Source organism: Rubrivirga sp. (assembly GCF_965213695.1).
Classification (GTDB): Bacteria; Bacteroidota; Rhodothermia; order Rhodothermales; family Rubricoccaceae; genus Rubrivirga.
In genome coordinates, this window is sequence record NZ_OZ243912.1 from 2,869,950 (window position 1) to 2,890,226 (window position 20,277).

16 protein-coding genes are annotated in these 20,277 nt (G+C 73.7%); 3 read left to right on the forward strand and 13 right to left on the reverse strand.

The window, feature by feature from the left end:
* Positions 1-10: 10 nt before the first annotated feature.
* On the reverse strand, positions 11-484 hold the full coding sequence (gene ribH / locus ACOOHE_RS12775) for a 6,7-dimethyl-8-ribityllumazine synthase (RefSeq protein ID WP_420454467.1): 474 nt from the start codon (positions 482-484) through the stop codon (positions 11-13).
* Between the two features lie 84 nt (positions 485-568).
* On the opposite strand from ribH, the gene ACOOHE_RS12780 reads away from it, so the two are divergent.
* Positions 569-1,240: a 1-acyl-sn-glycerol-3-phosphate acyltransferase gene (locus ACOOHE_RS12780; protein WP_420454468.1), complete on the forward strand. Its 672-nt coding sequence runs from the start codon at positions 569-571 to the stop codon at positions 1,238-1,240.
* 72 nt (positions 1,241-1,312) lie between these two features.
* Here ACOOHE_RS12780 and ACOOHE_RS12785 read toward each other — a convergent pair whose 3' ends face one another.
* The 7 genes from ACOOHE_RS12785 to ACOOHE_RS12815 form a co-directional block, all read right to left on the reverse strand.
* Positions 1,313-2,731: a pyridoxal phosphate-dependent decarboxylase family protein gene (locus ACOOHE_RS12785; RefSeq protein WP_420454469.1), complete on the reverse strand. Its 1,419-nt coding sequence runs from the start codon at positions 2,729-2,731 to the stop codon at positions 1,313-1,315.
* Positions 2,715-3,152, reverse strand: a complete 438-nt coding sequence (locus tag ACOOHE_RS12790; protein WP_420454470.1) for a TlpA family protein disulfide reductase — start codon at positions 3,150-3,152, stop codon at positions 2,715-2,717. The genes ACOOHE_RS12785 and ACOOHE_RS12790 overlap by 17 nt, the downstream gene beginning before the upstream one ends.
* A gap of 176 nt (positions 3,153-3,328) precedes the next feature.
* Entirely contained in the window at positions 3,329-4,297 is a 969-nt protein-coding gene (locus ACOOHE_RS12795) for a prolipoprotein diacylglyceryl transferase (protein WP_420454471.1), read from the reverse strand.
* 420 nt (positions 4,298-4,717) lie between these two features.
* Positions 4,718-6,016: a histidine--tRNA ligase gene (hisS, locus tag ACOOHE_RS12800; RefSeq protein ID WP_420454472.1), complete on the reverse strand. Its 1,299-nt coding sequence runs from the start codon at positions 6,014-6,016 to the stop codon at positions 4,718-4,720.
* Positions 6,017-6,132: 116 nt separating this feature from the next.
* Positions 6,133-6,600, reverse strand: coding sequence for a PTS sugar transporter subunit IIA (locus tag ACOOHE_RS12805; RefSeq protein ID WP_420454473.1), 468 nt, complete (start codon positions 6,598-6,600; stop codon positions 6,133-6,135).
* Positions 6,601-6,803: 203 nt separating this feature from the next.
* Entirely contained in the window at positions 6,804-11,312 is a 4,509-nt protein-coding gene (locus tag ACOOHE_RS12810; RefSeq protein ID WP_420454474.1) for a choice-of-anchor D domain-containing protein, read from the reverse strand.
* 124 nt (positions 11,313-11,436) lie between these two features.
* Positions 11,437-11,988 (reverse strand): hypothetical protein, encoded by a 552-nt coding sequence (locus ACOOHE_RS12815; RefSeq protein WP_420454475.1) that lies wholly within the window; start codon positions 11,986-11,988, stop codon positions 11,437-11,439.
* A 132-nt stretch (positions 11,989-12,120) separates the two neighbouring features.
* Between ACOOHE_RS12815 and ACOOHE_RS12820 the strand changes: the two genes are divergently transcribed.
* Positions 12,121-13,476, forward strand: coding sequence for a PAS domain-containing sensor histidine kinase (locus tag ACOOHE_RS12820; protein ID WP_420454476.1), 1,356 nt, complete (start codon positions 12,121-12,123; stop codon positions 13,474-13,476).
* Complete coding sequence (locus ACOOHE_RS12825) at positions 13,473-14,126, forward strand: response regulator transcription factor (protein WP_420454477.1); 654 nt, start codon at positions 13,473-13,475, stop codon at positions 14,124-14,126. The genes ACOOHE_RS12820 and ACOOHE_RS12825 overlap by 4 nt, the downstream gene beginning before the upstream one ends.
* Positions 14,127-14,248: 122 nt before the next feature.
* Here the strand turns inward: ACOOHE_RS12825 and ACOOHE_RS12830 are convergent, their stop codons facing one another.
* From ACOOHE_RS12830 to ACOOHE_RS12850, 5 genes are all read right to left on the reverse strand, one after another.
* Positions 14,249-15,340 (reverse strand): RluA family pseudouridine synthase, encoded by a 1,092-nt coding sequence (locus ACOOHE_RS12830; RefSeq protein ID WP_420454478.1) that lies wholly within the window; start codon positions 15,338-15,340, stop codon positions 14,249-14,251.
* Complete coding sequence (locus tag ACOOHE_RS12835) at positions 15,337-16,482, reverse strand: aminotransferase class V-fold PLP-dependent enzyme (protein WP_420454479.1); 1,146 nt, start codon at positions 16,480-16,482, stop codon at positions 15,337-15,339. Before ACOOHE_RS12835 ends, ACOOHE_RS12830 begins: the two co-directional genes overlap by 4 nt.
* Before the next feature lie 306 nt (positions 16,483-16,788).
* Positions 16,789-17,919: an endonuclease/exonuclease/phosphatase family protein gene (locus ACOOHE_RS12840; RefSeq protein WP_420454480.1), complete on the reverse strand. Its 1,131-nt coding sequence runs from the start codon at positions 17,917-17,919 to the stop codon at positions 16,789-16,791.
* Positions 17,920-18,057: 138 nt separating this feature from the next.
* A complete protein-coding gene (gene dprA, locus ACOOHE_RS12845) occupies positions 18,058-19,197 on the reverse strand; it encodes a DNA-processing protein DprA (RefSeq protein ID WP_420454481.1) in 1,140 nt (379 codons plus the stop codon).
* Positions 19,198-19,470: 273 nt separating this feature from the next.
* On the reverse strand, positions 19,471-20,196 hold the full coding sequence (locus tag ACOOHE_RS12850) for a DUF3047 domain-containing protein (protein WP_420454482.1): 726 nt from the start codon (positions 20,194-20,196) through the stop codon (positions 19,471-19,473).
* Positions 20,197-20,277 lie beyond the last annotated feature (81 nt).

The window sequence follows — 20,277 nt, forward strand, 5'->3', positions numbered from 1 at the left end:
CGGTGCGGGGCTAGCGGCCGATCTGGGCCGTGAGCGAGACCATCTCGATGGCGGCCGTGGCCGTCTCGGCGCCCTTGTTGCCGGCCTTGGTCCCGGCCCGCTCCCACGCCTGCTCGATCGTGTCGACGGTGAGCACGCCGAACAGGACCGGCACGCCGGTCGCGAGCGCCACCTGCTGGCACCCGCTGGCGACGCCCGAGGCGACGTGCTCGAAGTGGGCCGTGGCGCCCCGGATTACGGCGCCGAGGCACAGGACGGCGTCGTACGCCTCGGTCTCGGCGAGGTGCTGGGCCACGAGCGGGATCTCGAACGCGCCCGGGCACCACGCCACGTCGACTGCGCCGCGGTCGGCGCCGTGGCGGGCCAGCGCGTCGAGCGCGCCGTCGAGCAGCCGCCGCGTGATGGCGTCGTTGAACCGGCTCGCGACGACGGCGTAGCGCGCGCCGTCGGGCGAGACGAGGGAGCCTTCGTACGTCGTGGCCATGCGTCGGGAGGAGACGGGCCGAAGGTAACGACCGTCCGGGCGCCCTCCGAGCCACACCGGAGGGCCCTGGCTAGCTTTCGCACCATGCTCGCATCCACCCCCGCACCCCGGCCCCGCCTGCTGCCGGCCGCCGCCGTTCTGCCTGCCCTCCCGCCCTCCGTCCCCCGCCAGGGCCACCCGCCGTGGCTCCGGTCGCTGGGCCGCGCCACGCTGCGCGCGCTCGGCTGGCGGTTCGTCGGCGGCTTCGCGGACGCGCCGCGCCAGGTGGCCATCGGCGCGCCGCACACGTCGAACTGGGACGGGCTCGTCGGGCTCGCGGCGGTGGCGGCGTGCGACATCGGGGTGAAGGTGTTCGCCAAACGCCAGCTGTTCTGGGGTCCGCTCGGGTGGGCCCTCCGGGCGTTCGGCGGCGTCCCCGTCGACCGCGACGCGCCGGGCGGGATGGTCGGCCGGGCGGTCGAGGTGCTGGGGCGGGGTCGGCAGATCGTGGCCATCACGCCCGAGGGCACCCGAGGCGCTGTGCCACGCTGGAAGACGGGGTTCCACCGGATCGCCGTGGCCGCCGGCGTCCCCGTCGCCGTCGTCGCCATCGATTGGGGCCGGCGCGAGATCGGGGTCAAAGGGACCGTCGTCCCGTCCGGCGACCTCGACGCGGACCTGGCCGCCATCGGCGACTTGCTCGCGGGCGTCGAGGGCCGCCACCCCGACCGGGCCACGCTGCCGGCTCCGAACGGGCTCCGCGTGGTCGAACGGTAGGCCGAGCGCTCACGTCGCCCCCCGCGTGCCCCCACGACCGAGGCGCAACGAGGGCACGCCACCGGCGTGCCCCTACGGATGGCCGACGATTCCGCGAGCCGCCAGCGCGTCGAGCCGAGCCACCAGCCGGTCCGTCCACCCCTCGTGCTCGGGTTTCATGAGGACGCTCCGCAAGACTCGCGCGGCCGGCGCGTCACCGTCGATCCCGGGAAGGTGCGCGCGGAGCCGGTCCGCGCTCAGCCGGTAGAGGCTGACGAACACCGGGTCGTCCGGGTCGTCCATCGCCTGCTGGAAGACGGCGGCGCTGCGGGCGTCCAAGGCCGAGACCGTCTCGGCGACAGGCGCGTAGACCACGATGTCGGTCTCAGGCGCGAGCAGCGGCGCGAGGTGCTCGGCTGAGCCCAGCCGGTCGTGGAACGCCCGGGCGGCGCGCAGGCCGGCGGCCAGGATTGGGCCGAGCCCGTCGTCGGCGACGAGCGGGAGCGCCCGGAGCGTCAGCCACAACGCGCCGGCGGCGGCGCCGGGCCGCGAGCACTCCAGGCTGATCTCGCCCAGGTGCAGCTTTTCCGACGTGAAGTAGGTGTAGGGCGAGTCGTGGCGGTAGTGGCGGCCGACGGCGGGGTCGGCGAAGAGGACGGCGCCGCAACCGTAGGGCTGGAGCCCGTGCTTGTGCGGGTCGATCACGACCGAGTCGGCGTCGGCGAGCGCGCGGAAGTGGCGGGCCCCGTCGCCGAGCAGGCCGTCGTCGCCGTCCGCGAGCAGCCGGAAAAAGCCGCCGTAGGCCGCGTCGACGTGGACCCGGGCGCCGTGCGCCCGGCACAGCGGGATCGCGTCGGCGACCGGGTCGACGGCGCCCAGCCCCGTCGTCGTCATCGTCAAGACGACCGTGCCGACGTTGCCGGCGCGGAGCGTGTCGTCGAGCGCGCTGAGGTCGATCCGCCCCGCGTCGTCGCTCGCGACGACGGCGCAGTCGACGCCGAGCACGCCGGCCATCCGGGCGTGCGTGTAGTGGCCCTCCGCGCTGACCGCGATCCCTCGGCCGCCGGTCTCCTCCCGGGCCACGAACAGGGCCTCCAGGTTGGCGACCGTCCCGCCGCCGGTGAGGTGGCCGAGCGGCGTCTCGAACCCGACCATCGCCGCCAGCTCGGCGACCACCTCCTTCTCCATCGCGCTCGTCGGCGGGCCGCCGTCGAGCGCGTGGTTGTTCGGGTTGACGCGCGCCGCGATGGCGTAGGCCGCGAGCGCGACCGGATGCGGCGGCTTCAGCATCTGGCCGGCGTAGCGGGGGTGGCCGAACGGGTACATCCCCGGCGTCTCGCCGCGCGGCGCCGCCGTCATCCGCCCGAGGTACTCGTCGAGGGCCGCGCCCAGCCGCTCGGCGTCGACGGCGAGGGCCGGGTGCGGGTCGGCCGGGCCGAACTCGGCGTCCCAGGCGTCGAGCGCGGCGTAGCCCCGGCGGATCAGGTCGAGCGGGTCAGGGTGCGTGCGCATCGGCGGAGGCGGCGATCTCGCGGGCGACGGTGACCGCGAGCCGGTCGTGGCGGAGGGCCCCGCCCCGGGCGCGGACGGTCCCGTCGGGCCCAATCAGGACGGCATACGGCAGGCGGTCGGCCCCGAGCGCGACGAGGGACGGGTGGTCGAACCGCTCGCCAACGAAGGCGTGGTGCCAGTCCATCGGCGCGACGCGGGCGCGGAAGGCGGCGACGTCGTCGGGGTAGAGGTCGAGCGAGACGCTCAGGACGTCGAGCACGTCGGCGTGCTCGGCCCTCGCGGCGGCGATCCGGGGGATCTCGGTGTGGCACGGGACGCACCACGAGGCCCAGAAATCGACGAGCACGAACCGGCCGGCGAACGTCTCGGGCGTGTACACGGTCGCGGTGTCGCCCAAGGCCGCGAACGCGAACGCGGCCACGGGCGGGCGCTCGGCGACGTTCGGGGCCGTCTGCGCCCCGGCGCCAGCCGCGAGCGCGCACGCGAGCGCGATCGTCTTTACAGCCGTCCCCGAAGGGAATGGACTACGCCTTGCTTGGTTGCCCCTCACCCTGTGGGAGAGGGGACTCTTTCCGAAGCCTCTCGCTCGTCCGGCCCTCATCCGGCTGCCGCCACGGGCGCGGGCGTCGGCGTGGGGGCGTCGGTCCGGCGCGTCGTGAGCGCCAAGCCGACGGCGCCGGCCACCATGAACCCGATCGAGATCAGCTGGGACTGGGGCAGGCCGAACGCGGCGTCGGGGTTGACGCGGATAAACTCGATGAGGAACCGCTCGGCCCCGGCGAACACGGCGTAGAGCGAGATCAGCCAGCCCGCCTTGAACGGGTTCTTGCGGAGCGCCCACAGGACGCCGGCGAGCACGGCCGCCATCGCGAACTCGTAGAGCATCGTCGGGTAGACGCCGGTCGGGTTGGCGAGGGCGCACTCGGCGCCGCGCTGGGTCGCGTTGTAGACGACGGGGTCCATCTGGCCCAGCATGTTGCGGGGGAACGTCTCGCTCCAGAGCCAGCCCGGGATCCACCCCGGCTTGTCGGCCAGCGACGAGCAGACGCCCCAGTCGCCGTCGCCCGAGAGGTAGCACCCGATCCGCCCAATGCCGTAGGCCAGGAGGAGGCCCGGCGCCGTCGCGTCGGCGAGGTGGGCGCGGTCGACGCCCTTCCGCTTGGCGTACCACAGGATGGCGAGGCCGGCCACCAGGATGCCGCCGTAGACCGTCAGCCCGGAGCCGGAGAAGATCATCCCCAGCGGGTCGGCCGTGAACTCGTCCCAGTAGTCGATGATGTGGAACAGCTTGGCCCCGAGCACGCCGAACCCGCCGGCCATCAGCGCCATGTTCCACAGCAGCGCCGACGGGCTCGTCGTCGCCACGCGGTCGCGGCCTTTCTCGTCCTTCACCTTGGCGCGGACCGGCCGCATCAGCCCGAGCGCGTACCGGCGGTCGACCTCGACACGGGTCATGGCCGTCGCGACCAGGATCGCGACGGCGACCATCAGCCCGAACGAGTAGAGCGGGATCGGGAAGTCGAACCCGAAGAGGTCTCGCGTGAGGTCGCTGATCCGGGGGTACATCGGGCGTCGGGGGGGCGCGGGAAGCTAGCGGCGACTGGGGACGAACGTGCGGGTGCGGGGGCGCCGTGCTCGCGAGCCGGAACCCCCCGTCCGGTCACCCCTGAGCGGAGCGAGGGGCGCCCGGACGGTCCCCCTTGAAGGGCAGGGCCGCTACGTTCTCTGCCGACCATACAAAGAACAGGTGTCGTTCCCGCGCACGCGGGGACCCATCCGCAGCGGCGCCTCAGCGAGCGGCCCCCTATGGATCCCCGCGTGCGCGGGGATGACGGCCGTTCCGTTTAGGACTCTGACTCGTTTCGCAGGACGTAGCAGCCCTGCCCTTGGAGGGGGACAGCGTTCCGACCTAGAAGTTCTCCGGCTCCGCTCAGGACAGGCTCCGCGACCGGGAGGGACACGGGGGGTCGGCGGCCGGGCACGGCACTACGCCGCGCTGTCCTCGCCCGTGAGCTCGACGGCGAGCTGGTCGATGGGGACCGCCCGCTGCTCGCTGGCGCCGAGGTCACGGACTTGCGCGACGCCCGCCGCCAGCTCGTCGTCACCGAGGAGGACGGCGACGGCCGCTTGCGAGCGGTCGGCCGCCTTCATCTGGGCCTTCATCGAGCGCCCACCGAGGGCGAAGTCGACCGCGAGCCCGGCGGCCCGGAGCGTCTGGGCGATGCCGAACCCGGCCGCCTCGGCAGCGTCGCCCAGGCAGACGAGGAACACGTCGGGGTGCAGCGGCTTGGGGAGGGCCACGCCTTGGTCCGCCAGCGCCAAGAACAGCCGCTCGATCCCGGCCGCGTAGCCGACCGCCGGGACGGGCGTCTTCGAGCCGACGGCCTGAGCCAGCCCGTCGTACCGGCCGCCGGCCGCGAGTGCGCCCTGGGCCCCGAGCGCGTCCGACTCGAGCTCGAACACGGTCCGCGTGTAATAGTCGAGGCCGCGGACGAGGAGGGGGTCCTCGACGTAGGGCACGCCCATCCCGTCAAGCAGGGCCTTCAGCGACTCGTAGTGGGCCCGCGCGTCGTCGCCGACGAAGTCGGTGAGGCGGGGAGCGTCGGCCAGGAGCGCGCGCTCGTCCGGGTTCTTGGTGTCCAGGATGCGGAGCGGGTTGGTCTCGAGGCGCTGGCGGCTGGTCTCTGAGAGCGCCTCGGCGTGGGGGGCGAAGTGCTCGCGCAGGGCGTCGCGGAAGGCCGGCCGGTCGGCGGCGTCGCCGAGCGTGTTGAGGCGGAGCCGGGTGTCCGTCATGCCAAAGGCGTCGTAGACCGCGCGCAGGTTGGCGATGACCTCGGCGTCGGCGCGGGGGTCGTCGGCGCCGATGAGCTCGGTGCCGAACTGGTGGAACTGGCGGTAGCGGCCCTTCTGGGGGCGCTCGGCGCGGAAGCACGGGCCGACGTAGAAGAGCCGTTGGGCCCCGCCGCGCTGGTCGAGGTGGTGTTCGAGGTAGGCCCGCATGACGGGCGCCGTAACCTCGGGCCGGAGCACGTAGGTCTCGCGCGAGCGCTCGACGGTGAACATCTCCTTCTGCACGATGTCGGTCGTCCCCCCGACGCCCCGGGCCACCAGGTCGATGGGCTCCAAGACAGGCGTCCGGATCTCCTCGAACGCGAACCGCTCCATCACGCCGCGGACGACGTCCTCGACCCAGCGCCACGCGGCGGTGCCGGGGATCTCGGCGCCGCCCGTGCTGTGAGCGTCGGGCAGGACGTCGAAGGTGCCGCGGATCGTCTGGAAGGCCATTCGGGGTACGGGGTACGGGGTACGGGGTACGGGGTACGGGGTACGGGAAGGTGCGCCCGGTCAGGGCCGGAGTGGGCGGAGTCGGGCGGAACTTTTCCCCGAGCACCCCTCACCCCTCACCCCTCCGCTTCGGCGATGACCGCGAGCAGGTCAGCCGGCGTCGAGGCGTCTGCCAGCCGGCGGCGGGTGGCGGCCGGGCTGAGGACGCGCGAGATGTGGGCCAGCAGGCGGACGTGCGCCCCCCGGTCCCCTTCCGGCCCGGCGAACAGGAGGACCAGGTCGACCGGCGCCCCGTCGTGCGCGTCCCAGTCGACGGGCGTCGCCAGCGTGCACACCGTGGCCACGGTCGACGCGACGGCCGACGTCCGGGCGTGGGGGAGCGCCAGCCCCTCCCCCACCCCGGTCGACATCCGGGCCTCGCGCGCCACCACGTCGGCCGCCAGCTGGGCGGGGTCGCGGACCGCCGGGAGCCCGGTCAGCCGAGCGATCGCCGCGTCGAGCACGGCGTCGCGGGAGGGCGCATCGAGGTCGACGAGGACTCGGTCGAGGGCGAGGAGGTCGGTCAGGCGGGGGACGGCGGGCATCGGCGTGGGGCGAGGGCGCGGAAGATATCGGGATCGCGCCGGTGCCGCGCCGGTGCCGAGACACGACGGGCCACATGCAACGGCGCTTCTCGCCCGAGGCGTCGCCGCAAGCTCGTTACAACGCAGCGGCGGCCGCCCCGGGTGGGAGCGGCCGCCACAGATTCTGTCGAGGTCGGCCGGCCAGCGCCGGCCGGCCACGCCCGCTAGCGGACGACGACGGCCTGGCGCGTGAGCACCTGGCCCCCGGCCTCCAACCGGACCACGTACACCCCGGCCGCGAGCGACCCGCTCGACAGCACGGCCTCGTGCCGGCCCGCGGCCATCGTGCCGTCGACGAGCACGGCGACCTCCCGGCCCCGCACGTCGTACACGGCCACCCGGACGGCCCCGGCCTCCGGGACCGCGAACGACACGCGGGCCGAGCCCGACGACGGGTTCGGCGCCACGGCCTCCAGCGCGACCTCGGCCACGCCGGCCTCGGCCGACGCCAGGCCCGTCCCGATCCGGAGCACGAACCGGTCCGTCGCCTGGGACCCGTCGGCGACCTCGCCGTCGGGCGCCTCGGCGTACGCTTCGCGCGCGGCGACCTCGAATGCGTAGCTCGACCGCGTGCGGACGTCGACCTCGGCGCCCGTCGCCAGGTCCACGAGGACGACGGGGAGCCCGGCCGGGAGCGCCGAGCCGTCCCACCGGAGCGTGAACGCGGCCTCGGTCCCCCGGGCCTCGACGGCCAGCGGGATCTCGGCGTCGGCGAACGGCCGGACGTCGTGTCCGACGAAGGCCCGGCCGACCCGGGCCCCGACGAGCGCGTAGCTCGCGGCCGGGGTCTGGAACTTCTCGACGTCCTCGGACTCGTCGAACGCCGCGCGGGCGTCGTCGCGGAAGGCGAACGTCATGGCCCGGTCGCCGATGGCGACGCCGTCGGCGTCGGTCCCGGAGAGCGTGAGCGAGAAGCCCGGGGCGGGCGTCCGCTCCGTCCGACGGGCCAGGTCCTCGGCCGAGGCCGGGATCGTCAGCGTCCGGGGCCGGTCGATCAGGCGGGGGCCCTTCGACCGGACCCGGAACGCGGTCCAGGCGGGGATCGACGCGGGCGCGGCCGTCCACATCCGGGCGGCCGGGGCGTAGGTCCAGACCGGGCTCGGGGACAGGTTCTCAGCCCCGGGCCAGTCCTCGATCCCCGAGAGGTCGAGGTCCTCGCCGAACGGGTTGGCGAGGTAGTTGAACCGCGTCCCGTCGGTCTGGAGCTCGACGGTGACCGGCTCCATGTTGGCATCGAGCGCGGTCGAGAGCGTGAACGGGAGCGGGACCGAGACCGAGACGTCGGGGTTGCCGGCGGCCTTGTCGTACATCCGCCAGCGGAACGCCTTCCCGAGCTCCAAGACCTCGCCGGTCCCGTCGGACTCGATCCAGGTGTCCGTCGTCGCGTCGTACTCGGTCCAGAGGTTGGCCGGCTCGGCGGCCGGGTAGTACCCGGGGACGCCGCGGACGAGGTTCTGGGCCGCGAGGGAGTCGACGGTGATGCCGTCGGCCGGCGGGCCGAAGAAGCGGAACCCGCCGGGACCGGCGACCACGATGCTGATCCCGTCGGCGGCGTCGCCGACGGTGACCGTGACGGGGACGACCAGCGTGGGCGCGTCCGGGTCGTCCGTCTGGATCAAGAGCTCGACCGCGTAAACCCCCGGCTCGGCGTCGGTCGCGTCCGCGGTGACCTCGATCTCCTCGGAGTCGTTCGGCGCGACGGTCCCAACCCTGGGCTCGACCGTGAGGCGGAGCGAGGCCGGCGCGAGCGAGACGTCGTCCATGAGGATCTGCATGATGTCCTCGCCGGGCGTGGCGACGATCTGCTCGAACTCGAAGCGGAGCGTCTTCATCCCAGACTCCTCGACGTCGAAGGTGACGTCGAACTGGCGGTAGTCCAGCGTGAAGTCCTGGGCCTCCTCGGCCGAGAGCTCGTAGATGAGCGCGTCGTCCACGAAGATGCGGAAGAACGCCTCGGCCTCCTCCTCGCCGTCGCCGTCGCGGTCGGTCCCGCCGGCGTAGAACAGCGTGAGGTCGTAGGCGCCCGCCGCGAGGTCCACCTCCTGCTCGATGAAGTCCGTGCCAAGGACCACGTCGAAGCCGAAGATGGCGTACCAGTCGCCCGTGCGGGCGAGGTCACCGAAGCAGGCCGCGTTGCAGAACGGGGAGACCTGCTGCGCCGAGGCCTCGTTCCAGAACGGGTTGTCCCGGGTCTCCGGGTCCGTGGCCTCGAACGAGCCGTCCTCGACGACGCCGACGAGGTTGCCGCTCTGGTAGAGGCTCGGGGCTGGGACCGCCGCGGTGCGGATCGGCGTGCGGAGCGCGTCGGCCGGCGTCGGGTCCGACGGGACGAGCGCGTCCGGGGGCGTGACCGTGGTGAAGACGGAGAACGTGCCCGCGCTGGTCCCGCTGTTGGTCAGCGTCAGGATCTGCGGGTCCGACGTCTCGCCCGACTCCACGTCGAAGGCCAGCGACTCCGGGTCCACGCTGAACTCCGGGCTCACCGAGCCAGTACCCCCGGCGAGGATCGCCGTCGGCGAGGACGCCGCGTTCGACACCAGGATGATCCGGACGACGGAGGTCACGGCGGCGGTGGGCTCGAAGAAGACGTCGAACGTCGTGCTCGCGCCCGCGTCGACCGTGAACGGCGTCTCGGCGTCGGTGGTGATGGGGCCCGGGGGCCCCTGGAATGGCTCGATCGTCACCTCCGACACGATGAGCGGGTCCGTGCCGGTGTTGGTGACTGTCACGGTCCGCTGGGCGACGGTGCCGACGGGCACGGTGCCGAAGCTCACCTGGCCGGGAGAGATCGCGATGCCCGCGTTGCTCGTCCGGTTGTTGATCGAGACCGCGTCGACGAAGAAGAACGTGAGGGCCGGCGGGTTGCTCGACGCCGTCGCGCTCTGGAACCGGAGCGTGTGCGTGCCCCCGTCCGCGTAGGCGCTGATGTCGACGTCGACGCGCTGGTAGGTCTCGAAGTCGTCGGCGTCCTGCTGCGTGATGGACCACAGGATGTCCCCGTCGATCCGCGCGCTCAAGTTCCCGCCCGTGTCCGCGATGGGGACCTTGACGTAGAACGAGAGGGTGTTGACCGAGTCCGGGATCGTGACCTCCTGCTGGACGAAGCCCATCGTGGCGTCGTTGCTCCGGCCGAAGAACGCGAACCAGTCGCCTTCGTAGGCCTCGATGCCGACGTTCGGGCCGCACGTCTCGACCGAACAGATGGGATCGCTCGGGATGCCGAACGAGGTCCAGAACGGGTTGGGCGAGCCGGCCTCGAACGAGCCGTCCTGCACGATGGGCGTAGAGAACGTCTGCTCGTAGACGTAGACTCGGCCGTCGCTCAGGTTCTCGCGCGGCGCACCGACGACGAGATCATCGGTCCCGTCGCCGTCGAGGTCCGCCGTGGCGAGCTCGTCGCCGAAGAGGCCGATGCGCGTGGGGGTGGGCGAGCTGAGTTGCCCCAGCAGCGTGCCCGTCGCGGTGCTGAAGATGTAGACCCGGCCGGCGTTGATGCCGGGGAAGCCGATGGGCTCGTCGGCCCCGGGCGAGCCCGCGTAGAAGTCGCGGACGCCGTCGTTGTCGAGGTCCGCGCCGAGGGCGAGGGACTGGCCCGTGGCCTCGGGCTCGGCCCCCGCGACGGGCGGTGGGCGGAACTCGCGGAGGAGATCGCGGGTGGCCCCGTCGTAGAGCTGGATGACGCCGCGGCCCACGCGCGGCGGGAACGGCGAGATGATCTCGGCCTGCGGCGCGGCGATGACAAGGTCGTCCACGCCGTCGCCGGTAAGGTCGGGGACGGTGAGGATGGCCTGGCCGAACTCGCCGGACCCGGTGCTGAACTCGGGAGCGAGAGCGTCGATGAAGGCCCCATCGGCGGCGCTGTAGAAGTCCACGCGGCCCTGGCCCTCGAAGCGGGTGAAGACGGCGTGGTCGCGGAGGCCGTCGCCGTCGAGGTCGCCGACGAGATGGACCTCGCGGCCGAAGAAGGAGAAGAGGCCTCCGCCAGGTGTGAATGTCGGCGTGAGGGTGCGGATGAGCGAGCCGTCGGCCCCGCTGAGGACGTGGACCTGCCCGGCCCCGCCGCCGTTGGGGGCCGCGCGCTCGTTGAGTGCGCCGATGAGGACGTCGTCGAGGCCGTCGCCGTCGACATCGCCGGCATTCGCGGCGGAGCTGCCGAAGTCGCCGCCGTCCTCGGGCGTGGGGGACTCGATCATGTACAGGATCGTGCCGGTGGCCCCGCTGTAGGCGTAGGCCGCACCGGTGTCGGCCCCGTCGAACGTTGCCCCCTGCTCGGTCACGACGAAGTCGGTGACCCCGTCGCCGTCGAGGTCGCCGAGGCTCGCGATGTAGTCGCCGAAGCGGCCCTGCTGGACCGCGTTGGGCGCGGCGAGCGTATGGATGACCGCCCCGGTCGCCCCGTCGATGACGTAGGCGCGGCCGACGTCGATCATGCCATCCTGCCGGGCGGCGTAGCCGCCGACGGCGAGGTCGGGCACGCCGTCGCCGTTGACGTCGCCGAGGGGCTCGATCGTGTCGCCGAAGTCGAGCAGCTCGATCGAGGGCTCGGGCGCCTCGAACGTGTCGGTGAGCGTGGGGACCTGCGCCTGGGCCTGGGGCGCGGCGAGCAGGACGAGCAAGAGACCGAGCAGGCTCGCCAGAGGCCAGCGCGTCGGTGGGTGGGTGCCGAAGGTCACAGTGGGGAGAGGGCGTGTGTGTGAGAGAATGGGCATCGAAGTCTAGGAGCGCCGACGCCGTGCGCGTAGGGGAGCCGCCCCGTCCGCGATGTGGGAGCCGCTCCCACACGTCCCTGATGAGCTCCTACGGCGAGGGCTTGGCCAGGGCAGCGAGGACGGACCCGCAGCCGTGGTCCCGCACCCACCGCCGGAGGTCCTCGGCCAGGCGCGCCAGCGCGGGCACGTCCGCGGGATCGTAGAGGCAGTCCTGGCGCGGCACGACGCAGGCGCCGGCCTCGCCGAACGCGCGGCGCAGCCGGTCGCCGGCGGTCTCGGACCCCTCCGCCCTTGGCCCCGGGCTCTCTGACATTCGGCCGCCAGAAGCCCGGACGACGGCGACGGGGACCCGCCGCAGCGGCGACGCCGCGCCCTGTGACCCGGCCCACCGGAGGACCGGCTCCGGCTCAGACCCGTCGCTCGTGGCGACCAGGACGAGGTCGTGGTCGGCCAGCACCTCGCCCAGCGGGACGGACCGGAGCGCGGCGGCGTCGAGGAGATCGACGCGGAGGCCGGCGGGGGCGTGCGCCTGGAGCGTCCGCAGGAGGGCCCGGTCCGGCGCCGCGCGGTCGGCGCTGGTCGCGACGCCGAGGACGTGGAGCCTCGGGAGCGGGCCGCCGAGAGGGGGCTTGTCCGGCACGGTCGGGTTCGGTTTCTTGGGGGGCGGGTTCGGCTCAGAGGACGGTATGGCTTCCGCCCCGACGGCGACGTAGCACGCCGCCCGCACTCGCGTGTGGGAGCCGCTCCCACATTCCTCCCACCCCCGGCCTCCATGCGACGCGCGCTCCCCGAGCAGCAGGACGTGTTCGCGGCGATGGCGGGCGTCGTCCCCGAGGCGATCCTGATCGGGACGGACCTCGACGCCCGCATCACGCTCTGGAACCGGGGCGCCGAGCGGTACTACGGCCACACGAGCGACGAGGCCGTCGGCCGCCCGGTCACGCTCGTCGTCCCGCCCGACCGGCGCGAGGCCGCCCTCGACGCGGTCCGCGCGCCCGTGCTGGCAGGAGAGACCCGGCGGATCGACACGGTCCACCTCCACCGCGACGGGACGGCGCTCGACGTCCAGCTCACGATGTCGCCGCTGCGGGACGGCTCCGGCGCCGTCGTCGGGATCGCGTCGGTGGCGCACGACCTCGCCGAGGCCGTCGAGCGCGACCTCCCGCTGCGCGTGATGGTCGAGCGGCTGCCGGTGCCCGCGCTTCACCGCGAGGACGACGCCTTTTACTTCAACGACGCGGCGGCCCGGCTCATCGGGTACACCCGGCGCGAGGTCCCGACCATCGAGGCGTGGTTCGACCGGCTCTACGGGGCCGAGGCGTCGGCCATGCGGGACCTCTACGAGCTCGACCGGCGCCTCGGCCACACGGGCGCCCGCTCGGTGCTCGTCACCCGAAAGGACGGGGCGAAGCGGTTCGTCGAGCTCACGGGCTACCTCGCCGACCGCGCCGAGGTCTGGCTGATCCGGGACGTGACGGAGCGGCGCGACCTCGAGCGGGCGCTGATCGAGGTCAGCGAGCGGGAGCAGCGGCGGATCGGGCGGGACCTCCACGACGGGCTCGGCGCCCACCTCACGGCCGTCGCCATGCTGTGCCGGACGCTCGTCCGGCGCATGGAGAAGGGCGTGCCCGTCCCAGCCGCGGCCCTCGCCGAGGTGGCCGACCTGGTCCAGGAGGGGATCGCGACGGCGCGGGCGCACGCCCGGGGCCTCAACCCGGTGAGCATCGAGTCGGCCGGGCTGGCGGGGGCGTTGCAGGAGCTCGCGAACGGGCTCGAGCTGCGGACCGGCGTCCGCTGCCGGCTCGTCCTCGACCGGCCCGTGGCCGCGTTCCCCAGCGAGGTCGCCACGCACCTGTTTCGGATCGCGCAGGAGGCCGCGAGCAACGCGCTCAAGCACTCCGGGACGGACGAGATCGTCTTCGCGCTGCTCCGCACCGACGGCGGCGTCACGCTCCGGGTCTCGGACCGCGGCTGCGGCCTCCCGGACACCGCCCAAGCCTCGGACGGCCTCGGCCTCCACGCCATGCGCTACCGCGCCGGCTTCGTCGGCGCCACCCTGTCCCTCGACCGGCCGGCCGACGGGGGCACCGCCGTCTCCTGCACGCTCGCCCCGCCCCCGGCGCCATGACCCACCGCATCTTCGTCGTGGACGACCACGCGCTCACGCGGCGCGGCTACGCGGCGCTCTTGGGCGAGGAGATCGACCTGGCCGTCGTGGGCGAGGCCGAGTCCGCCGACGCCGCCCTCGACGCCTTCGCCCGCGACCTGCCCGACCTCGTCGTCCTCGACCTCACGCTCGGCGGGATGAGCGGGCTCGAGCTGCTCAAGCACCTCGGCGCCCGGTACCCGGAGCTCCCCGTCCTCGTCGTCTCGATGCACGACGAGGCGCTCTACGGCGAGCGCGTGCTCCGCGCGGGCGCACGCGGCTACGTGATGAAGAGCGAGGTGGACACGGTCATCGTCGAGGCCATCCGCCGGGTCGTGCGCGGCGGGGTGTACGTGAGCGAGCCGATGAGCACGAAGATCCTGATGCAGTACGCCGGGGCCCCGTCCGGCCCGCCGGCGTCGCCGGTGGAGGCGCTGAGCGACCGGGAGCTCGAGGTGTTCGAGCACCTCGGGCGGGGCGCCTCGACGGCCGAGATCGCCGGGGCCATGGTCGTCAGCACCAAGACCGTGGACACGTACCGGGCCCGGATCAAGGACAAGCTGGGCCTCGGCTCGCACGGCGACCTGCTCCGCCGCGCCGCCGACTGGGCCCGCGACGCCTCCGCGCTCTGACGCCGAATCCGGGTGGAGTGTGGGGGGCGGGGGGCATCGGGCATGAGGCAAGGGAGGGCGCTCACACGACCGTCTTCTTGCCCCTCACCCTGCCAGATCTTCGACTGGGCACGCCGCCGCGCCTACGCCCCGCTCCCCTCGACGCGCCGGAGCCGGTCAACGACAGCCGCCATGTCTGGGGGCAGCGGCGCCTCGAACGCCATCGCTTGGCCCGTCACGGGATGGACGAACCCCAGCGTCGCCGCGTGGAGCGCCTGGCGCGGCCCGAGCCGGGCGAACAGGTTGCGGACGAACGCCCGCCGCGAGCCCTCGACCGCGCCGTAGACGATCCGGTCGCCGCCGTAGGTCGTGTCGCCAAAGATCGGGTGGCCGATGGACGCCGCGTGGACGCGGATCTGGTGCGTCCGCCCGGTCTCCAAGCGGAACCGGACAAGCGCCGTGTGCGCGAACGCCTCGACGGGCTCGTAGACGGTCGCCGCCCACTTCCCCTCGCCCTCGGGGCGGACCGAGATCTTCTTCCGGTCGCGGGGGCTCCGCCCGAGCCAGCCCTCGACCCGGCCCGGGCCGTCGGGCACGCCCCACACGAGCGCGAGGTAGCGGCGCTGGATCGTCCGGTCGGCGAACTGCTTGCCGAGGTGGGCCGCAGCGACGTCCGTCTTGGCCACCACCATCAGCCCGGTCGTGTCCTTGTCGAGCCGGTGGACCAGACCCGGGCGGACCGTCGGGTCGCCGTCGTAGCGGGGGCCGGCGGCGGCCGTCGCCAGGCCGAGGTCGTCGTCGTCGGTGTCCTCGACCTCGTCGCCCGCGAGGGGCCCCGCGCCGACGTGGTGAAGGAGGGCGTTGATAAGCGTGCCCGAGCGGTGGCCGTAGGCCGGGTGGACCACCATGCCGGCCGGCTTGTCGACCACGAGCAGCGCGTCGTCCTCGTAGACGACGGACAGCGGGATGGCCTCCGGCACGATCTCGATGGGCGGAGGGCGCATCACGGTGCACCGGATCTGGTCGCCCGGCTGGACCGGCGTCGAGACCTTGGTGACGGGCCGGCCGTTGATCTCGACGCGCCCCTCCTTGATGGCGCGCTGGACCTTCGACCGCGTCGCGTTCGCCGTCTTGTCGGTCAGGTACACGTCGATGCGGACGGGCGTCTGGCCCGGCGGCACGTCGAGCTCGATGACGGTCTCGACGGGGTCCGGCTCGGGCTGCGACTCGCTCATGCCGCCACCGCGCGGAAGGAGGCCACGGCGTCGAGCGTCGCGTCGATGGCGTCGGGCGGCGTCTGGGCATGCGGTGCGAACCGGACCAACCGGCTCCGCATCGAGCACGTCACGCCACGCTCGGCGAGGTGCGCGTGGAGCCCCTCGGGATCGTCGGCGCGGACGGTGACGATGCCGGAGCGCGGCGCCCCGGGCTCGCCGTAGCGGACGAAGCCGAGCCGGTCCAGGCCCTCGGCCAGCCGGGCGGCGCTGGAGAGCACGGCCTCCTCGACCACCTCCGGCCCGACGTCCAGGTACGCCCCGAGCGCGGCGTCGAGCGCGTAGATCTGCGCCGTCGGCCCCGTGCCGACGTGGAACCGGGTCGCGTCCGGGTGGAGGTCGAGGGAGACCCGGTCGAAGTCGTCCCAGTCGACGGGCCCGTTGAGCCAGCCGCGCGTCGGGCGGAGCCGGTCCTGGAGCTCGGCCGTGACGGCGGCCACCCCGGCGCCCTGCATCGCGCCGATCCACTTGTGGCCGCCGGTCGCCACGAGGTCCGCCCCCACGGCCGCCGCGTCGACCCGGACCGCGCCGACGGCCTGGATCGCGTCGACCACGAACAGGACGCCGCGGTCGCGGCAGAGCTGGCCGATGGAGGCGAGGTCGCACCGGAAGCCGGACAGAAACTGGACGGCCGAGACCGTCACGATGCGCGTCTCGGGCCGGAGCGCGGCGGCCACGTCGTCGACCGAGAACACGCCCTGGCGGTGGGCGATGGTGTCGACGGCGACGCCCCGGTCGGCGAGTCCGAGCCACGGGAGCCGGTTGGCCGGGAACTCGCAGTCCGGCACGGCCACGCGGTCGCCGGGCCGCCAGTCGAGCCCCTGGGCCACCAGGTTCAGCCCGTACGACGTGTTGGGGACGAGGGCCACCATCTCAGTGGGCACGCCCAGGACGGTCGCCGCGCGCTGGCGGGCCCGGTCGGCGCGGTCGAGGTCGGCGGGGTAGTTGTTGGGCGAGCGGCCCGGGAGGCGCCCGGCCCGTCCGGCGAGGTAGTCCGTGACGGCGTCGAGCGCGGGCCGGCCGACCGTGCCCGTCGCCGCGTGGTCGAGGTAGACTGTGCCCTCGGGCAGCGGGAACAGGGCGCGGTAGTCGGCGAGGGTCACGGGATTCGGGTGGACGGGTGGACGGGTGGACGGGTGGACGGGTGGAATCTCCGGCCGTCAGCGCGTGGCCGCCAGCGCAGAACGAGCGGGCCCTCGGTAGGGACACGATTCATCGTGTCCGCCTGGCGACCTCCCACTAGGCAGGGACACCATGCATGGTGTCCGTACGGCGGGGCCCCGTGCTCGGCAGGGACACGACGAGTCGTGTCCGTACGGGGAGGGTCCGGGGATCGGCCCGCACTCCACCTTCTGCCGTTTCCCGTTTCCTATTTCCCATTCCCGCGAGCGGAGCGAGCCCTCCGAGCCCTACCGGTCCTCCTCGACGCGCTCCTGGCGCTCGGCCTCCGACTCGGTGGCCTTCATCTCCTGGGCGTCCTCCACCTTCTCCGCCCCCTCCTCGAGGTCGTCGGCCTCGGCGTCGGGCGTGGCCTGGAGCGGGGCGACCGACGGATCGAGCTCGAGCTCGATGAGGATCGGGAAGTGGTCGCTCCCGACCGGGTCGAGCCGGCGGAGCTCGCGGAGCGCGAAGTGCTCCGAGTGGAACACGTGGTCGAGCGGGTAGCGGAGCCACCAGTGCTCGGCGTGGAACGTCGAGAACGTGCCGCGCCCGACGCGGGGGTCGAGCAGGCCCGAGAGCTCCTGGAACAGCCGCGTCGTGTGGCTCCACGCGACGTCGTTGAGGTCGCCCGCGACGACGACCGGCCCGTCGAGCTGGGCCACGTCGCGGCCGGCCAGGACCAGCTCGGCGTCGCGCAGGTCCGAGTCCTGCTGGATGTCGGGCCGCGGCGGGCGGGGGTGGACGAGGACGAGGGTGACCGGCTCGCCCGAGCGGAGCCGGACGGTCAGCCTGAGGCTGGGGACCTCGGGCTCGACCCGGTGGAGCACCTCGACGCTGTCGAGCGGGAGCTTCGAGTAGACGAGCATCCCGTAGGTGTCGTCCTGGGGGAGGGCGACGTGGTGCGGGTGCGTCTCGTCGAGCGCCGCGGCCGTCTCGGCCCACCACTCGTCGGTCTCGACGGCGGCCACCACGTCGGGGTCGGCGTCGCGGATCACGCCGAGCCAGCGGTCGCCCTCGCGGTTCTCCATCAGCACGTTCGTCACGACCAGCCGGAACCGGCGGTCGGGGTCGGCCAGGGCGCCGTCGGCGCGGACCGTCTGGACGCCGTGGAGCGGCGTGTACGGCACCATCTGGGTCGCCTGGTAGACCGTCGCGACGGCCAGGGCCACCAAGAGCGCCCACTCCCAGGCCGTCGGCTCGCCCATCCACACGCCGACCACGCCGAACAGGACCAGCACGACGACGGCGGCCACGGCGATCTGCATCCGCGGGAAGTCGAACATCCGGACCCACCACTCGGACGACCGGGACAGCGGCAGCGCCGTCGCCACGACGAGGGCGACCGCGAGCGCGGTCAGAACGAGACGGAAGGCGGCCACAGCGTATGGGGAGAATCCCGACACCAACGGCCTGGGGGATTCCCCGTTCCTCAGTGGGTCCGTGGGACGGTCGATCAACGCCAATCCGGACCAGGTCGCTCAGATGGGCCACCTCACGGACCCACCGGTCCACTGACTCTAGGCCCGGGCGAACTGCTTGCCCTGGAGCTGGCGGACGAGCCCGCGGAACTCGAGCTGGAGCAGGTACACGAGGGCCGTCGAGGCGTCGAGCCCGGCGTCGGCGCAGACGGCGTCGAGCGGGCGCGGCTCGGCCGAGAGCGCGTCGACGAGCTGGCGCTCGACGCGGTTGAGCGGCGGTTCGGGCGCGGCCGGCGGGGGCGGGACCGCCTCGACCTGCGGCGCGATCGCGTCCAGGACGTCGGCGGCCGAGACGGCGAGCGCGGCCTGCCCGCGCTGGATCAGCCGGTGCGCGCCGGACGACTCGGCGAACACGGAGCCCGGCACGGCGAACACCTCGCGGTTCTGCTCGAGCGCGAGCCCGGCCGTCAAGAGCGCCCCGCCCGTCTCGTGCGCCTCGGCCACGACCGTCGCCTGGCTCATGCCCGAGACGATCCGGTTGCGGCGTGGGAAGTTGACGGCGTCGGGCGGCGTGCCGAGCGGGAACTCGGAGACGACCGCGCCCGCGTCCGTCTCCAGGATCTGGCGGACGACCGGGGCGTGCCGGGCCGGGTAGATCCGGTCGACGCCCGAGCCGAGCACGGCGACCGTCCGCCCGCCGGCCCCGAGGGCGCCCCGGTGCGCGGCCACGTCGACGCCATACGCCAGCCCGCTGACGACCGTCACGCCGGCCCGGACGAGGTCGCCGGCGAACGCCTCGGCCACGCGGCGGCCGTAGTCGCTGGCCCGGCGCGTCCCCACGACGGCGACGGCCAGCCCGTCGGCGGGGTCGAGCCGGCCCCGGACCCACAGGTGCGAGGGCGGGTCGTAGATCTCGCGCAAGAGCGCCGGGTACTCGGGGTCGGCGAGCGCCACGAAGCGGGCCCCGACGGCGTCGGCCCGGCGGAACTGGGCCTCGACGGCGGGCGCGTCGTCCCACGCGCGGACGGCCTCGGCGGTCTGCTGGCCCACGCCCTCGACCCGCACCAGTCGCCCGACGGGCGCCGCCATCGCCGCGGCGGCGCTCCCGAAGGCGGCCAGCAGCGCCCGCACCCGGCCGGGCCCGACGCCGGACACGAGTGACAGCGCGACGAGCGCCCGACGCTCGTCCGCGTCCGGCGGCGCGAGGTCTCGGGCGGAGTCGGCGAACAGGTCGGCCATGCCCGAACCTAGCGCACGGGCTGAGACGCCGACGTGTCAGGGGGTCGGCGGATGTCCCGAGGTCGCCAGCACCGCGTAGGGATACGATTCATCGTGTCCGCTGGCGGCCCCCCCCGCTGGCGGCCCCGCGCTCCCTAAGACCTCGACGCTCGTCAGGGACACGACGAGTCGTGTCCGTACAAGGGGCTCGGGGGCCGGCTCGCGCCCTCATCCCCCCGGCCACTCTCCCCTTTCCCCATTCCCACGAGCGAAGCGAGTCCCTACCGCGTCTCCCTACCGCGTTGTCATGCGGATGTCGCCGAAGTAGGCCGTCGCCGAGCCGCCCGTGTTGTCGGCGTCGGTCATGATGGCGATCCCCGAGATCGGCGGGGGGTCCTCGCCGAACGCCGCCCGGTAGTCGCGGACGACGTCGCGGCGCTCGGTCTGCCACTGGCCCAGCCCACTCGCGCCGCTCTGGACGGGGACCATCTGGACCCAGTCGGTGAAGGCGTTCGGGACGATCTGGGTCTCGCCGGCCTTGTTCGCCCAGACGTAGCTGAGCGCGCGGACCGGGATGTCGTCGTAGCCCAAGGCCCGGAGCGCCCGGTACTTGACGCGGTCGCCGAAGGAGAGGTCGGAGGGGTCGTAGTCGAACGTGACGTAGATCCGGGCCGGGTAGTCGTCGCCGCTGCGCCGCCGGATGTCGCCGCCCGGGATCACGTTGTCGGCCTTCCAGCGCCACACGAGCACGGGGAACCGGTTGGCGTCGAGGTCGATCCGCCGGACCAGGCCCGACGCCGACCCGTCGGCCCGGCCGCGGACGACCGTCGTGCTCCCGTCGCGGACGAGCGCGTACTGGCTGTGGGGCGCGTCGCCCAGGCTCATCGTCTCCCACCCGTTGATCGAGCCGCCGGGGCGCATGTTGGAGAACGAGGCGACGACGTAGTCGGACGGCGCGAAGGCGGCCAGGCCGAGCGACAGCACGAGGGTGCCGAGGGTCAGCAGACGAGGGCGGGTCATAAACGGGGCGGGGGTTGTCCAGGTGAACCGGACGACCCCGCGGCGCGATTCCGTACCCGCGTAGGACGCCGCCGGCCCGGC

Bases quoted from the DNA above. Each gene is read 5' to 3' on its own strand.
- hisS (WP_420454472.1), bottom strand. From the start codon at position 6,016: ATGGCCTTCCAGACGATCCGCGGCACCTTCGACGTCCTGCCCGACGCT.
- ACOOHE_RS12850 (WP_420454482.1), bottom strand. From the start codon at position 20,196: ATGACCCGCCCTCGTCTGCTGACCCTCGGCACCCTCGTGCTGTCGCTC.
- ACOOHE_RS12830 (WP_420454478.1), bottom strand. From the start codon at position 15,340: ATGAGCGAGTCGCAGCCCGAGCCGGACCCCGTCGAGACCGTCATCGAG.
- ACOOHE_RS12820 (WP_420454476.1), top strand. From the start codon at position 12,121: ATGCGACGCGCGCTCCCCGAGCAGCAGGACGTGTTCGCGGCGATGGCG.
- dprA (WP_420454481.1), bottom strand. From the start codon at position 19,197: ATGGCCGACCTGTTCGCCGACTCCGCCCGAGACCTCGCGCCGCCGGAC.
- ACOOHE_RS12780 (WP_420454468.1), top strand. From the start codon at position 569: ATGCTCGCATCCACCCCCGCACCCCGGCCCCGCCTGCTGCCGGCCGCC.
- ACOOHE_RS12825 (WP_420454477.1), top strand. From the start codon at position 13,473: ATGACCCACCGCATCTTCGTCGTGGACGACCACGCGCTCACGCGGCGC.
- ACOOHE_RS12805 (WP_420454473.1), bottom strand. From the start codon at position 6,600: ATGCCCGCCGTCCCCCGCCTGACCGACCTCCTCGCCCTCGACCGAGTC.
- ACOOHE_RS12795 (WP_420454471.1), bottom strand. From the start codon at position 4,297: ATGTACCCCCGGATCAGCGACCTCACGCGAGACCTCTTCGGGTTCGAC.
- ACOOHE_RS12785 (WP_420454469.1), bottom strand. From the start codon at position 2,731: ATGCGCACGCACCCTGACCCGCTCGACCTGATCCGCCGGGGCTACGCC.
- ribH (WP_420454467.1), bottom strand. From the start codon at position 484: ATGGCCACGACGTACGAAGGCTCCCTCGTCTCGCCCGACGGCGCGCGC.